This window comes from Lysinibacillus fusiformis (assembly GCF_002845985.1).
GTDB classification, from domain to species: Bacteria; Bacillota; Bacilli; order Bacillales_A; family Planococcaceae; genus Lysinibacillus; species Lysinibacillus fusiformis_D.
Genome location: NZ_PDFK01000003.1, coordinates 374,014 through 389,341, shown reverse-complemented (window position 1 = coordinate 389,341; position 15,328 = coordinate 374,014). Strand labels below are relative to the sequence as shown.

11 protein-coding genes, 1 pseudogene and 1 other annotated feature are annotated in these 15,328 nt (G+C 33.8%); of the genes and pseudogenes, 8 read left to right on the top strand and 4 right to left on the bottom strand.

Annotated features, from left to right (window positions below; all coding sequences use genetic code 11):
• Positions 1-399 precede the first annotated feature (399 nt).
• The 3 genes from CRI88_RS12545 to CRI88_RS12535 all read left to right on the top strand — a co-directional run bounded on the left by CRI88_RS12545 (position 400) and on the right by CRI88_RS12535 (position 4,203).
• A complete protein-coding gene (locus tag CRI88_RS12545) occupies positions 400-2,481 on the top strand; it encodes a serine hydrolase domain-containing protein (RefSeq protein ID WP_036126227.1) in 2,082 nt (693 codons plus the stop codon).
• A gap of 386 nt (positions 2,482-2,867) precedes the next feature.
• Positions 2,868-3,218 (top strand): PadR family transcriptional regulator, encoded by a 351-nt coding sequence (locus tag CRI88_RS12540; RefSeq protein ID WP_036126229.1) that lies wholly within the window; start codon positions 2,868-2,870, stop codon positions 3,216-3,218.
• Complete coding sequence (locus CRI88_RS12535; protein ID WP_036126232.1) at positions 3,205-4,203, top strand: HAAS signaling domain-containing protein; 999 nt, start codon at positions 3,205-3,207, stop codon at positions 4,201-4,203. Before CRI88_RS12540 ends, CRI88_RS12535 begins: the two co-directional genes overlap by 14 nt.
• Before the next feature lie 100 nt (positions 4,204-4,303).
• Here the strand turns inward: CRI88_RS12535 and CRI88_RS12530 are convergent, their stop codons facing one another.
• Both CRI88_RS12530 and CRI88_RS12525 read right to left on the bottom strand, forming a co-directional pair.
• The gene (locus tag CRI88_RS12530; protein ID WP_036126233.1) at positions 4,304-5,182 is read right to left on the bottom strand and encodes an epsilon-toxin family protein; all 879 of its coding nucleotides are present in this window, start codon (positions 5,180-5,182) and stop codon (positions 4,304-4,306) included.
• Positions 5,183-6,404: 1,222 nt separating this feature from the next.
• Positions 6,405-6,680: a YqhV family protein gene (locus tag CRI88_RS12525; protein ID WP_036126236.1), complete on the bottom strand. Its 276-nt coding sequence runs from the start codon at positions 6,678-6,680 to the stop codon at positions 6,405-6,407.
• Between the two features lie 212 nt (positions 6,681-6,892).
• Positions 6,893-7,144 (top strand) — a binding site (T-box leader).
• A 78-nt stretch (positions 7,145-7,222) separates the two neighbouring features.
• Between CRI88_RS12525 and CRI88_RS12520 the strand changes: the two genes are divergently transcribed.
• Positions 7,223-8,584 carry an amino acid permease gene (locus CRI88_RS12520; protein ID WP_101966689.1) on the top strand — a complete coding sequence of 454 codons (1,362 nt, stop codon included), beginning with the start codon at positions 7,223-7,225 and terminating at the stop codon, positions 8,582-8,584.
• Positions 8,585-9,308: 724 nt separating this feature from the next.
• Here the strand turns inward: CRI88_RS12520 and CRI88_RS12515 are convergent.
• Complete coding sequence (locus CRI88_RS12515; RefSeq protein WP_036126241.1) at positions 9,309-9,737, bottom strand: HEAT repeat domain-containing protein; 429 nt, start codon at positions 9,735-9,737, stop codon at positions 9,309-9,311.
• 561 nt (positions 9,738-10,298) lie between these two features.
• Positions 10,299-10,445 (bottom strand): YrzI family small protein, encoded by a 147-nt coding sequence (locus CRI88_RS12510; RefSeq protein ID WP_080717122.1) that lies wholly within the window; start codon positions 10,443-10,445, stop codon positions 10,299-10,301.
• 334 nt (positions 10,446-10,779) lie between these two features.
• Between CRI88_RS12510 and CRI88_RS12505 the strand changes: the two are divergent.
• The 4 genes and pseudogenes from CRI88_RS12505 to CRI88_RS12490 all read left to right on the top strand — a co-directional run.
• Positions 10,780-11,289: pseudogene (locus CRI88_RS12505) on the top strand (flavoprotein); the annotation flags it as partial.
• Positions 11,290-11,516: 227 nt separating this feature from the next.
• Positions 11,517-12,152: a TnsA endonuclease N-terminal domain-containing protein gene (locus CRI88_RS12500; protein WP_101966688.1), complete on the top strand. Its 636-nt coding sequence runs from the start codon at positions 11,517-11,519 to the stop codon at positions 12,150-12,152.
• On the top strand, positions 12,143-14,332 hold the full coding sequence (locus CRI88_RS12495) for a hypothetical protein (RefSeq protein WP_145991313.1): 2,190 nt from the start codon (positions 12,143-12,145) through the stop codon (positions 14,330-14,332). Before CRI88_RS12500 ends, CRI88_RS12495 begins: the two co-directional genes overlap by 10 nt.
• Before the next feature lie 12 nt (positions 14,333-14,344).
• Entirely contained in the window at positions 14,345-15,319 is a 975-nt protein-coding gene (locus CRI88_RS12490) for an AAA family ATPase (protein ID WP_101966686.1), read from the top strand.
• Positions 15,320-15,328: the final 9 nt, after the last annotated feature.

Below are 15,328 nucleotides of genomic sequence, written 5' to 3'. Positions count from 1 at the left end.
TTCTGATGCCAATAGAACAAACGCATTACGTATAGTTTTGTACAAATAAATGTACTTGAACGTTTTAGTAGTATTTTTTATCTATACGTAATGGTTGTCTAGGATTTTTCCTAATACTTTTATAGTTAAAAAGTATAAATAAAATATACAATTTATCTCATTACTTGTCTTCAGACTAACGTCTGAAATGTTATGTACTGGTAAATTAACTATAATACAGTTATTCATCCTTTAATAAATGAAAGGCAGTTGCTATAAATTTTACCTTTTGTTTACTTTATTTTTCCTAAATTTGGTTTTATTGAAGTATACTGCTAATAAGGACAACAAAGAGAACTCTTTGGTCCAAATAACCGTAAGCGATGAAATCAATTGCTTATCTAAGGAGGAAATTCTGTTATGAAAAGTAAACTATCTGGGGTATTAGCTGCTACATTAGCGCTAACGATGTTCCTGCCAACAGGGGCAATGGCGTTTTCTAACAATAAGACTACAGTTGTAGCTAATCAAGTTGTAGCTAATCAAAAACTGGAGAAGATTGCAGCAGAGAAGGCTACGCTACTCACGGAATCCTATGGGACGGCTAGCGTGCAATATGCGTTAATTGATAATGGCAAGCTAATTTTGTCGGGACAGAAAGGCAAGGACAATTTAAAAGGGGAACAGTCTCTAACCAAAGATACCCAATATGGAATTGGATCGGTCAGTAAAGTGTATACAGCAGCGGCTATGATGAAATTGGTCGATGAAGGAAAAGTCGATTTAGATACTCCTGTTGTTAACTATCTTCCTGATTTTAAGATGAAGGATGAACGATACAAACGCATTACACCGCGTATGCTGTTGAACCATTCCTCCGGCTTACAAGGAACTGTGTATAGTAATGCAATTTTATTTAAAGATAATGATACCTATGTCCATGATACCTTGTTACAGCAGTTGTCAAACCAGAGCTTAAAGGCAGACCCTGGCGCGTTCTCAGTATACTGTAATGACGGCTATACGCTGGCCGAGATTTTGGTGGAAAGAGTTAGCGGTATGAGCTTCACCGAATTTCTACATCAACGTTTTACAGAGCCCCTAGAGCTCAATAATACGAAAACATCGCAGGATAAATGGGCAGACGATAAACGGGCTGAACTTTATTTTCCATCCTATCAAGGGCAACTTCCTATTGAATCAGTGAATTTGATTGGTTCGGGAGGGATTTCTTCGACAGCAGAAGATATGGTAAGGTTCTCACAATTGTTTATGGGACTGGGAAAAGAGATTCTCTCTGAGAAGGCAGTCAAGGCTATGGAGCAAGAGGAATATAAAAAAGGAATGTGGCCAGAGGATGGAGATAATATTTTCAACTATGGTCTTGGATGGGATAGTGTGAAACTATATCCATTTAGTGAATATGGGATAAAGGGTTTGGCTAAGGGCGGTGACACAATATTACAACATGCGACACTGGTCGTTCTACCAGAACAGAAGATGGCCGCTGCTGTGGTGTCATCCAGCGGTAGTAGTGTTACAAATCAACTGATGGCGACTGACTTACTGCTTGCTGCACTTAAAGAGAAGGGCACAATTAAGGATATTAAGCCAAACAAATCCTTTGGCAAGCCAGTAACGACTCAGATGCCTCAAGATCTAGTAGAGAAAGCAGGCTTTTACGGGAATAGTTTCAGTCATTTCAAACTTGAAATTATGAAGAACGGAAAACTGTTCTTATCCCTTAATCCCGAAGAAAAGTATGTATATACTGCGGACGGAAGCTTTATTAATGAGGAGGGTACATCCAAGCTCAACTTTGTCACTGAGAAGAACGGACGTACTTATTTAAAAGAGAGCACCTATCAAACAGCACCAGGTTTTGGGCAAGTTGCGATGACTCAATATTTAGCTGAGAAGCTTGAAGACAATGTACTATCGAAGGAGACTGCTGCTGCATGGAAGAAACGGGAGGGCGTGAAGTTCTATCTTGTGAACGAAAAATATAGTTCTGCTCAATATCTCGTACCAATGCTGCTTACCAAACAAATTAATCGTCAGGAAGACCTAGCGGGCTATTGGGAGGGCAGAAAAATTATAGGTCCAAACATGTCGGCGCATCAGCTTCAAATCCCAGTGATGAATGGCCGTGATATGACAGAGACTCGTTTCTATACGGAAGGCGGGAATGAATATATGGAAATGTCCGGATTTTTATACGTAAGTGGAACTAACGTAAAACCGCTTTATACAGGGCAGTCATCCAAAGTAACTTTGCAAGCAAAAGGACATGCGAAATGGTTTACGATCCCACAAGCGATAGCTGGGAAAACAATGAACGTGGAATTGTCATCGAACAGTTCGTTTGCGGTTTATGATGAGAAGGGCGTATGCGTGAATTTTACCGTTGTAAGCGGCAATAACAAAGTAAAGCTACCGAAGAATGGAACGGTTGTATTTGCTGGTGCGCCGAACTCGGAGTTTGCTATCACACTGAACTAACTATGGACTTCCACAAAAATGTTTAATATTGACTAGATGAAGCCAGGACGATCCGAATCACGTATTGCTATTTATCTATCATTTCTATAATTTTATATAAAGACTGATCATTTTAAACTAAGCTCGACTATCTTATGCAACAGTTCGGCAAGTTTTGTGTAGCAGTCAAAGCCCAATTTCTCTCCTACAATTCAGAGAAATTGGGCTTTTTTAGTTTTCTTAACAAAGAATATAAACATTGTTTTTATGCACTCTTTTAAATCATTTTCATGTTATTTCTTACAAGGGTATTTGAATTTGCTTGTTGTTGTAACAATAATAGTGTACGATACATAGTATAAGTTATACAGTGTATGTCATATAGTAAGTGGAATTGAGGTGAGTAAATGAGTACGTTACTGAATTCATTAACGACAGAACTTAGGAGAGGAACGCTGACATTAGCCGTTTTAAGTCAATTACGAACACCCCAGTATGGGTATTCACTTGTTCAATTATTAGAGGAAGCGGGCATTAACATCGATCAAAGTACCTTATATCCATTGCTTCGCCGTTTAGAAAAACAAGAGTTAGTGACGAGCAGCTGGGATACATCAGAGAGTAGACCGCGTAAGTATTATGTATTAAGTGACTATGGATTAGAGGTATTTTTGCAATTAAAAAGAGAATGGATTAACAATTCAAAAGAACTTTATGAGTTATTACAAGGAGATGATGATCAAGATGAATCTGACTGAGATTTATATTCAAGAGGTCACTCGGAGGCTGCCTGAAAAAAATCGTGAGGATATCGCACTTGAGTTACGATCAACCATTGAGGATATGCTACCTGACGATTACAGTGAGGATGATGTAAAGGATGTACTTGAAAAATTAGGGAACCCAGCAGCATTAGCGAGTGGTTATCGAGATCAACCAATGCATTTAATTGGTCCACGCTATTTTGATGTATATTTATCGTTATTAAAAATGATTGTCCCAATTGCCGCTGTCATTGCGTTAATTTCGATTATTGCCGAATACTTTATTGGTTTTGGTGGGGAAGAAGTGATTATTAATGCCGTCCTCACGATTATGGGTGAAGGAATATGGAGAATCATCGAAGTAGGAATACATGTCTTTTTCTGGCTAACACTCGTATTCGTCATTATTGAACGAACAGATAAAGGAAAAGATCAGCATCCGTTGTCAGCAAGCCTAACAAAATGGACCCCTGAAGATTTGAAAAACATTATTTATATTCCAAAGAAAAAAGCGATTACGAAGCTTGAAGTATTTGGCTATTTAATGTGGACGGCGATTTGGGCAACTCTTTATTTTTATGCAAATCACCTTGTAGGTATATATGAAGGCGGTGGTGATGGCCTCAACTTCGTAATGCCAGCTTTCAATCAGGATGTTTTACTTCGTTATTGGCCAATTGTTATCGCTGTCATCGCTCTCGAAATTGGGTTAGCTCTCTACAAATTATTGAAAGGACAATGGACGAAAAAAATGGCAATCTTTAATACTATTGTTGAGCTTTTCGCAACCGTTGTATTCATTGTTATCTTAAGCAATCCAAATTTAATGAACCAAGAATTTATAACGTACATGAGTAAATTATTTACCATAACAACTAAGCAATTGGAAATATGGATAGTCGTCGGCGTCATCATCGTATTCATTTTATCTGCAACACTCAGTATCTTCGATGGATTCCGTAAGGCTCGAATCCGTTAATTCATTTTTGTTTATAAAAGAGTAGTTAGTTATTCCAAAATAGAACTACTTAAAAAAGGTGGGATGCCATAGGAATCCCACCTTTAAGTAAAGTTTAATATTATTTTAAAGAAAATTCTCTGACGTCTATTATTCTTGCAGATGCTTCCCCATATGTTATGTCATATGTTATGGCAAAAAAATCTGCCCCATGAATTAAGTTAAATTTCCCACTCCCTATTGCCCGTACTCGATCTGGGTCTTTTGGAGATCTAATTAGCCCATAAGTGTTACTAGCTAAATCAAGACCAGCACCAATTGAAATTACTGTCCCAGAAGATTCAGCTTTTATACCTGTAATAGCATCTGCATAAATTTCAACATTTCCAGAGATAGATACCTGATTTAAGTATACATCTGTTCTAGTTTTTGTATATGGTGGTACTGGAATAGGTTGTGGAGTTGCTGTGTAAGTTGTAGTCACACTTTTTGTGGTAGAATCAGTATTAGAAAAATTATACTCAAGCGTCGTTTTAATTTGCCCTTCAGTTACTAAGGGAATTCCAACTTTACCTGATGCTTCAAAGGCTGTCTTAAAACCGTGTAGGGTTTGAGTAGTTGTTGAATCTGTAATTGATTTACTAAAAGAGCTAGTATTATAGGTTATTAGTCGATCAGTTCTATTTTCAAATGTATTTGAACCAATAAACAGCGGAACGACACTAGTAACATTAGTGTTCTCTATATTTATCCCCGAAACATCAACACTTTCTCCAAACATATAAGGAAAACGATTATATGGTAAAAAGCCAAAAAGTGGTGGGATACTAGCTATCATATTATCAATTTTTTTATCAATATCTTCGATTGATACACCTTGTTGTTTAATAATATTATGGGTATTTTCAGGAATTTCAGTAGCCTTTGCTGTATATATATTACCGGTTACAAACAAAAAGCTTGTCATCATAGCACACAAAATTATCTTGTTACTTTTCATTTTTCTTCACTCTCCAATATCTCATTTTTTAATTCTTGAAGCGTCCAATTTTATAATGATTAATTTGCCCTACTCTAGATGATGCTACAGTAAGTGCTGTTTTTTCCTTTCACGAAGATAATAATATCAATCACATAACTAAGCAAATATGCTGTTAATGTAGCTAAATACATCTAAATCAAGCATATTTACACTATATATTTATATTGAAATTATAAAAAAATATGTAAAACGGGAGTTTGGTACTATGTTTTATACTTTTAAGAAACCACGAGACTCATTTTTTGTCACAAAAAATGTATAAAACATATAAGAAATTACAAATGAAATAGTGGCATTATCAGGGGATGAACCTTTATAGGACATACTCATGGGTAATGACAAAATATGTTGAATTTTAATTGTCTGACACTCAAAATACTAGATGAGCATTGCTTATAAATTTGTCCGAAAGTTCTTGTCCATTTACAATATACAGATGTCATGTACATAAGAGAATTTGATTGTAAGCAAGACTCTTCTCACTGCAAAATAACTTTAGTTTACATAATAATTATCATTTAATCTAGATTCTCCTTAAGATGAATTAAATATTCAACGTAACAATTAATAGCACTTTCAATTGTCAGACAAAATCTAACCTAAGCTAAAACAAGAAAAGAAGTACTAGAAGAGTTTTGTGTATATAAGAGGTAGAGGTCAGGGATTGTATCGCAGAAGTTTAATTTACTGGAATCAATAATTTAAGGGGATTTTGGCACTAGGCAAGATGCAGAGTACACTGACAAAGACAAAGATAGAAGAACTTATTTATCTACATGGGTAGAGGTCAAGAAATATTGTTGATCGTTGTTAAGCCGAAAGAAATTGCTTTATAGATACATTCTTTATTCAAGTAGAAAACTGCCTGATGCAGTGTAATGTTACTAAACAATCTGACAATAGAAATTAGAAAAGGGTCACTGAGTTACGGTGACCCTGAATGAGGGAGGTTGTGGCGGTCAACCAACGCCACAACCGAATAAGTGCGTGCGATACACTTAATATAAATTTGTGCAGGTAGTGGTTACTTATACATAAAAAAAAAACGCAGCGTCGTCACACGCTACAGCAAACTAAATAAGCTAAAAGATATTGTTTAAAAAGGGCGAAAAGGTATGCCTCATAAATGTGATGTTTGTAAGAAAGAGTTTAATTAGCATTAGAACGCGGAATGTCTATATTACTTAATATGTGAGCTAATAATAATAAGTGTTATTCCCATAAATAAGCAAATGATTCTCGTCACAGGAATTTTATCAGCTAGTCCAAATAGTGCAATTGCTGTCGTTACGATTAAAGCTGTTGGACCAACCAATGCAAGCATTGTATTAATATAGAATGCTTTTTCTAAATTATTCAACTTTAGCATCAATAAGCCAGCACTTACTTCAATACTTCCAGACAATACACGTAAAATAACCATAGCAAGAACCGATTTTTCAATAATTGTCATCATCCTATCTTTATAGATAATTCTCGCATATATTATAAATCCTTCTTAGGATCATAATAGACTTCTGTTTTAATGAAATATTAAAATCAATATATGTATGATTCATATCAAATATTCTTGTTATATTATGCTTTATAGCTTTAATTGAAAAATTTTATTGACAAAATATTTTTTTTGTGTAAAATGAAAAATAATTCAAAAATATTTGTCATAGAACAAAGGCTATGAAAAGAAATAGTATCAATTATTTTTACGAACAGAAAGTTACCGGTTGATGAGAGGTGCATGTAAAACGATTGGGAATTCATCTTGGAGCTGCGTACCGAAAAGATTATTCTAAGTAGGCTACGTCGGTAAGCACCCGTAATCATGTGCGAGAGTATCGTCAAATGACCGTACTTCTTAAGGTAAGTAATGTGAATTGCTTATAAATTAAAGGTGGTAACACGAGTTGAATCGTCCTTTTGGTTAATCCAAAAGGGCGTTTTTTTATTCCTTTTTTGAGCAAGTATTTGAAAATCTAAACGTATTAGGAGTAAGACATTATGAAAGATAATCATCAAGATTCACAGCTAAAGCGCGGATTAAGTACTCGTCACATGCAATTAATTGCACTTGGTGGATCAATTGGGGTCGGTTTATTTTATGGCTCTAGTTCAACAATTCAAATGGCTGGACCATCTATTCTACTAGCTTATTTAATTGGTGGATTAGTTATTTTCACAATTATGCGTGCATTAGGAGAAATGGCAGTAGAGGAACCAGTATCAGGCTCGTTCAGCACGTACGCGAATAAATATTTAGGACGCTTTGCGGGGTTCTTATCTGGTTGGACGTATTGGTTCATGTGGATTGTCGTTGGCATGGCAGAATTAACAGTAGTCGGTGTATACATTAACTACTGGTTCCCTGATATTCCACAATGGGTAACTGCTCTTGTAGTCCTTGTTATTATGACGCTTGTAAACCTAGCAAATGTAAAAGCTTACGGAGAATTTGAATTCTGGTTTGCGATGATTAAAGTTGTTGCGATTATCGGTATGATCGTTCTAGGATTAGCCATTATTTTCTTCGGTGTTGGCAACCATGGTGAAGCAATTGGCTTCGATAATTTATGGGCACACGGTGGCTTCATGCCAAACGGTTTCCATGGTATTTTAATGTCACTAGTATTGGTTATGTTCTCATTTGGTGGGGTTGAATTAGTTGGTATTTCTGCAGGAGAAGCTAAAAATCCTAGCAAATCCATTCCTTCAGCTATTAACAACATCGTTTGGCGTATTTTAATTTTCTATATTGGTGCATTAGGCGTTATGATGGTTATTTATCCTTGGAATGAAGTTGGTTCAGAAGGTAGCCCGTTCGTTCAAATTTTCGATTATGTCGGCATCCCTGCTGCGGCTCACATTATTAACTTTGTTGTCATTACAGCAGCAATGTCTGCATTTAATAGTGGTTTATACGGTTCAGGGCGTATGCTACACAACTTATCGGTACAAAAAAATGGTCCGAAATATTTTAAAACAGTAAGCAAAAACGGTAGTCCACATAGAGGCGTTTTATTTTCTTCAGCCGTATTATTAATGGCGGTTGTCTTAAACTATGTAGTACCTGAAAAAGTGTTCATCTATATTTCTGCTGTTGCGACAGTTGCAGTCATTACAAGCTGGATGATTATTTTATTAGCACAATTGAAATTTAGAAAGTCAAAAACGAAAGAGGAAGTAGCTGAACTGAAATTCAAAATTCCGCTTTATCCATTTTCTACGTACATTGCCATTGCATTCTTATTAATGGTTATTGTGTTAATGGCCTTTATTCCAGATATGCGGGTTGCCCTATATGTCGCTCCAGTTTGGTTTTTAATCTTATTTATTGGATATAAAGTAAGAAATATTAAAAAGTAGTTGAATCATTGCATTTAACTGATACTTCTTCAACGGAGACAGTCCTTTTGGTTTACTTGATTGGTTACACCTATCTCAAGATTAATAATTTTTATCCACTAGTAAACGTTTAATAACAATATTAAATGAAAGTTTGGAAAGAAACCGAAATCCAAGAAATGCTATTAAACTAACATTTCTTGGATTTTCCTTTGAATATTGTTTCTACAGCTTTTTATGCAAAGGGCTACGATAGTAATTATGCAGAGTATGTTATCTGAATAAAATGATTGTAAAAAGAAATTGGAGGGGTTCTATGGGTGATAGGTTACCCTTTTTTAATATATTGATAAATAATAGCTCTCTAAAAATGGAGGCTATTTGATTAATTTCTAAGAAAATTTTAAATGTCATCTGCCAACATTTTTTGAACTAGCAACGACTTCAAGTTGGGTAGGGTAGGCAACCATCTTTTTCTTTATTATTGTACTAACGGGGCAGTTTAGTTGAAGAGTGTTGTTTAACTTGTTACTCCATAATCAGGCCATTTTCTTGAGTAACATATTTAAAGAAAATTGTTAAGGTGTTTGTTTTATCATTAAACAATAAAGAAGATAGATGATCAAAGAAAAGAAGTAATACAAGTTAATATTAGTTTCGATGAACCGCAGCGTAAGATAAGAAAAAGCCATTCCCTCCACAAGTGGAGAGAATGACTTTCCTTCATAAATCGCAAAACTACTGATTACAATTTTGCCCAACGTTCCTCTAACCAGTTCATAAATTGTACACCTTTATCGCCTTCATACGCATCAAAGACATCTAAACGCATACGTTTTAGTTTATCCGCAAAGTCTGCCACTGTATGATCCTTCGGCAAGCTCTTTTTAACCCGCAGGAAAATTTTGTCTGTTCCTTTGATAATATCAAAACGTGCAGGTGATGGCTTCTCTACGTCTTCGCCAAGCGCCGCAAGTGCTTCATAGGCTGCTACTTGCACCTTGTAGACAGTATCATGTTGCATACGATTTATTAATAAATCTATGATTTTGTCATGTTGATAAGCCGATAACTTTTCGACTGCGTCTAAACGCTCTCGCCAGCTAGACGTATAATTTGCCTGTTTTTTTAATGTTTCATACTGCTCAGGTAATGCTGTTTCAAACTGTTTCAAATAATTGCACCTCTTTTTTTAACTAGAGGAAAAATGAATTCTTTTTCTTCTGCTTCTCTTATTATACGTTGTCTTAATGAAAATAGCGATAAATCGCTGGTAAGGATATATATATAATGGAAACTAACTACATTAAGGTGAACCGTATCATAATTATGTACTATCTTAAACTAACGAGGGCTTTAATTTAAGAAGACATCTGCTTATGATCTTCCACAATGGGGCGCTGTTTTTGCGCTACATGGATGGCTAACGGAATAATGGAATTAAGATAAAAATTGCCAAGTTCAATTTTAGTATCGAGGAATTCCGCATTTTCTTAAATTACATCAAGTTGTATGTATAAAACATCGCTTAAAAAGTGCCTCCTAAAGCTAACCCGTTCTAGATTAGAACGGGTTAGCTTTACTGAGACTATAAAATTAAATAGCTATATTGTATTGTCACTTTATATTACTTCATCTGGTGGTTGTGTCTTTCTCCAGCCATAAAACTGCATGACGTCTTTTGATCATATAAATCATTTCAATTCCCACCTTCCATGTTTTTTAATTAACAAAATTAATATTGACGAATACGAATATAACTTTCAATTTTTCTTTGGTTCTCTTCAAAGATTTTTTTCACATTTTCATTATGAAGTGCTTGCTCACGAGAGATCTTACGTTTTGTAATAGTTATCGTGAGAGCAAAAATGTTTAATATCATTTATTATCACCTCCTTAAATTACCATGAAAAATGAAAAAAACCGTAGAGAGACTCCTCTACGGTAAAAAAAGGCACAAAAATACCGCAGGGGCACACTTCTCCCTGCGGTATGGGTATGCTTAATTACAAAAAACTTAAGCGATCCATTCCGATCTGGTCGAATGTGTGATTTTCATTTTTACTGAAGTTGTAGCTACCAATGACATTAATTTAACGATCATTTCATTCGACCTCCTTAAGAATTTTTGTTTACTTTGTAAGTATATCTTTCTTTAAGTTGTTTGTAAACATCTTTTACTAAGATTTCCTGATTATTGAAGCGAGAGCTGTTATGCAACGGGTGCATGGGGAAATCCAAACCCAGCAAATTCTACAGGGGGATGGCTATAAAATGAAAAAGCATTAGTAGATCACATTGAATATGGTATCCTATACATTAATAAGAAGACTAAGAGATATGTCAATAAGAAAATTGCAGTTATTAGTGGTGGTCATTCGGCTAGTAATACATTATTGGCACTCGCTGAATTACAAGCAGAGAATCCTGCAACAAAGCTAGTGTGGATTATGCGTAAAAAATTTGTAGCAGAAGCCTATGGTGGTGAAGCATAGTTGTGGTGGCACAGTAAGAGCGCATGGAGAAAAAAATCTGCGCCAACTAGAAAAGGACTTCTATATAGTCGGAGCTAAAAGTTATGGACGCGCTCCAACATTTTTAATGGCAACTGGCTACGAACAAGTTCGTTCAATAACAGCTTATTTATCAGATGATGAATAAGCGTCAAAACGTGTGGAGTTGGAGTTACCTTAAACAGTATATGCAGTATAAATCTTGCCAATTAAACAAATTCACTAAAGGGGGAGACAGTTTTGTCCATATATATGTATATGGACAAGAACTTTTAGACATTTTATTTTTTCACAAAACATTGATAAAATAACAATCTTATAAAATTTGTCTAAAAGTTCCTGTCCAAATTTAAGGACAAGAACTTTTAGATTTTGTATAATAAAGACAAGAACTTCTATACATTATTTTTTCTGAAAATTCAAAAAATGAGGTGCTTATATTGTATAAACCCTTAATTACTGACGCTAGTAAAAAATATGGTAACAATAGGTGGTTGGCATACAGTAATAAGTTAAAAAGAGTGGTCTATTTATTTAGTGATTTAGAATATGAACATTGGCTGCAGGTAGAAACTGATCCATCAATAATTAATTTCTGTGAACAACCGATTAAAATGGAAATCATCGAAAACAGCAGAACACATTCCTCCATAATTGATATGTGGGTGAAATATAAAAATGGTGAGGAAACATTTATTGAAATTAAATATTCAAACGATTTATTAAAAGAATCTGTTAAAAAACAGATTTATATTCAAGGCGTTTGGTGTAGGGCAAATCAAATAAAACATTTAATTAAAACTGAAAAGGATATAAAACTGAATCCAATTAAACTATCGAATCTTAAACTATTAATAAAGCAGGTTAGTAAATCAATTAATCCAAATTCCCAAACTATTGACTTTATTAAAGGGCATATTATGGAAGAGCCAAAATCAATTCAACAAATAGCAAATGAAACAAAAATCGAATTTCAAATATTATTCAATATTATATGCATTTTGTTATATGAGGGAAGTATTAATTGTAATTTTGAAGTAAAACATTTAGGCAAATATTCGGAGGTGTGGAAATAAAAATGCGAAGGTTTTTTTCAGGAAAAGATGTTTCAATTGAAGATCTTAATATTTTTAATTGGGATGCCATATATACTGGTCATCTAAATGAACATGAACTAACGATTTTTAATACAAAAAAGAAAGCAATAGACCTTTTCTTTAGTACCGAACTACCAATTAATCAAATAGTATTAGAAACAGGTATATTTCGAAGTGAAATCTATCGTTTAGCATTGAGATGTATGGTCTATGACGATAATAACAAAATAATGGGATACCGAGGTCTATTACACAATAACAAGGTTGTTCCATATAAAAGGAAATCAATTAATAATCAAGATATCACTAATTATTCAGGTACATTCCAATTACTTTTAAAGAATTACCCTGACTTAAAAATCTTTTTAATAGAGGAGTATTTTAAAAAATCTAAAGTAAAGAATAGTGCTAGAGAACGTAAAATTAGTTTGAAAAATTTGCATAGGAAGTTTATTGATGAATGTAGGAAATTAGGAATAAAACCTAATGAGTATCCTTTCAATACGACTAGCTTAGCCCGGAAGTCAGTTGAAAGGTTTATTAAAGAGATCTCTAATAATTACATTCGAGAAGTAGCTAGCATTAATGGGGGGCAATCCTATATGCTTTTAAATAATGTAAATAATTCTATTAACTCAAATTCAACAATCACTAGACCATTAGAAAGGGTAGAATTTGATGGTCATAAAATTGATTTAATAACAGCAATTGTATATAAAACTCCAAAGGGAGAAGAAATAAAAGATACAATAGATCGTATCTGGATATTAACTGTAGTTGACGTAGCTACTAGAGCAATTCTAGGTTACCATTTATCTTTCAATAAGGAATATAACCAAGAAGATGTGAAAATGTGTTTTCAATCAACAATTTTACCTTGGAAATCAAAAGAACTTACTATACCAGGATTAAACTATTCTAAAAATGCTGGTTTTCCCTCATCAAAGTTTTCTGAAGTTGAATATGGTACTTGGGATGAAATAAGCTATGACAATGCAAAATCACATCTTTCAAACGAAATAAAAGATTTATTAACAAAACAAATAGGTTGTTCTATTAATATGGGACCAATAGCAGTTCCTGTGAAAAGACCAATTGTTGAACGACTTTTCAAAAAAATTGAAGAGAACAGTTTTCATAGGCTCCCCTCAACTACAGGTAGCAATGTAATGGATCCACGCAGAAAAGATGCTGAAAAGAATGCAATTAAGTATTCTATTACTGCTGATGCGATTGAGGAATTATGTGAGGTAATTATAGCAAATTACAATGCAACTCCTCATGATGCTAATGATGGCTTTACTCCATTAGAGATCTTTGAAAGTAGGATTAATCAAGGAATGCATATTAATACTATTCCTATCGAAAATAGAGACTTAGTTAATTTATTTCCAATAACTTGTGAACGAAGAGTTAAAGGGAACTTGGAACAAGGAAGAAGACCATATATACACTATAAACAAGAACGATATTCTAGCCCTGAACTTAGTAAAGATTTTTCAATGGTAAATGAAAAAGTAATTATCTTGATTAATACTGAGGATCTTCGTTCAGTTGTCGTTTATAGGCAGGATGGCTCAAAGTATGGTGTATTAACTTGTAGTGGTTACTGGGGAACTGTGCAGCATTCTTTAAAAATAAGAGATGCAATAAATAAATTTAAACGTGAACGATATTTTCATTATACCGAAGATGAAGATCCCATGGATGCTTTTCAAGCTTTTTTAGAAGAAAATGCAATTAACGATAGGAAACTTAGAAATCTATTAGCTGAATTAAAATCCTATAAAAAGAGATATAATATTGATTCCAAAAATAAAGAGAAGAAAAAAGTACTGGTAAAATTAAAAAAAGAGCAACAAAAACTACACCAAGAAGTTATTGATGACAGAAAAGTCGCTGCTGTTGAAGATATTTCTAGAGGTATTACTAGTAGTAATAAACAAAATGATGAATTCAAATCAACTCACGATTTAATCATAGAACAAAAAATAATTCAAAAAGAAAAAAGTTCTACGACGGCTAACACTAATTCAGATAAAGATGAAATTAGATTAAATAACATCAACCTTGAAATCACAGAAACAAACTACTATGACCATTTAATAAACGTAGAAAAAAACAAAAATAAAAGTAAAAGAAAATCAATCTCTCTGTAGGTGGTGTATATTATGGTGAACTTATCAAATATAAACGTTCCTTTGGGAAAACACCCAGTTGACACTGGGAAATATCTAATTGCTACAAATGAAATTGATAAATTATGTTATATAGTAGGGAACTGGATAGATAATAGATTTCCAGGTGCTATTATTCATGGACGCCCTCGCCTAGGTAAGACACGTGCTATTAAATACCTAATAAAAGTACTTCCTAAAGAATTAAATCAAAATATTCCTATGTTCCATATTAAATGTAAAACCTATAAAAATCCTAGTGAAAATAACTTTTTTGAGGATTTGTTAGATGGAGTTGGACATGCTGCACCTGAACTAGGAAGACCAAGTGAAAAAAGAGTCCGTTTAAAACATTTTTTTATAAACATGGCAGAAAAATCAAAACAAAATAAAATTGTTATTTTCATTGATGATGCGCAAAAACTAACAGCAATTCAATATGATTGGCTTATGGATGTATATAATGAGTTAGATGAATATGGGATTGTATTAACTACTATTCTAGTAGGACATGACGAATTAATCGACCGTAGAAAAAGATTTATTAAAAATAAGGATTTTCAAATAGTAGGTAGATTTATGAGTGATAGCTATCAGTTTAATGGGGTTAAAGATGTCGAAGATTTTAAAATTCTACTTGAGCAATATGATACGGGAACTGAATTTCCTGTTAATTCAAATCTGTCATATACTCAGTTTTATTTCAGGGATCATTTTGAAAATGGGTTTAGGTTGGTTAACTATGCAGGAGAGTTTCATGACGTGTTTTTAGAACTTCAATTAGATAAAGGATTACAAAAAAACAAAGAAATACCTATGCAATACGTTACACTGTCAATTGAATATATCTTGAAAAACTATGGATTTTTTGGTGAAAATGTTCAACTACTTAATAAAAATCTTTTCAAAAAAGCAATAATAAATTCTGGCTACATTCAATCCGAGTTAGTTTTATTAGATGTTGAATAAAAGGGAGGG

What these genes read in the sequence shown, in the direction of transcription:
- CRI88_RS12535 (WP_036126232.1), top strand. Translation starts at nt 3,205, where the DNA reads ATGAATCTGACTGAGATTTATATTCAAGAGGTCACTCGGAGGCTGCCT.
- CRI88_RS12545 (WP_036126227.1), top strand. Translation starts at nt 400, where the DNA reads ATGAAAAGTAAACTATCTGGGGTATTAGCTGCTACATTAGCGCTAACG.
- CRI88_RS12510 (WP_080717122.1), bottom strand. Translation starts at nt 10,445, where the DNA reads ATGATATTAAACATTTTTGCTCTCACGATAACTATTACAAAACGTAAG.
- CRI88_RS12530 (WP_036126233.1), bottom strand. Translation starts at nt 5,182, where the DNA reads ATGAAAAGTAACAAGATAATTTTGTGTGCTATGATGACAAGCTTTTTG.
- CRI88_RS12490 (WP_101966686.1), top strand. Translation starts at nt 14,345, where the DNA reads ATGGTGAACTTATCAAATATAAACGTTCCTTTGGGAAAACACCCAGTT.
- CRI88_RS12520 (WP_101966689.1), top strand. Translation starts at nt 7,223, where the DNA reads ATGAAAGATAATCATCAAGATTCACAGCTAAAGCGCGGATTAAGTACT.
- CRI88_RS12540 (WP_036126229.1), top strand. Translation starts at nt 2,868, where the DNA reads ATGAGTACGTTACTGAATTCATTAACGACAGAACTTAGGAGAGGAACG.
- CRI88_RS12525 (WP_036126236.1), bottom strand. Translation starts at nt 6,680, where the DNA reads ATGATGACAATTATTGAAAAATCGGTTCTTGCTATGGTTATTTTACGT.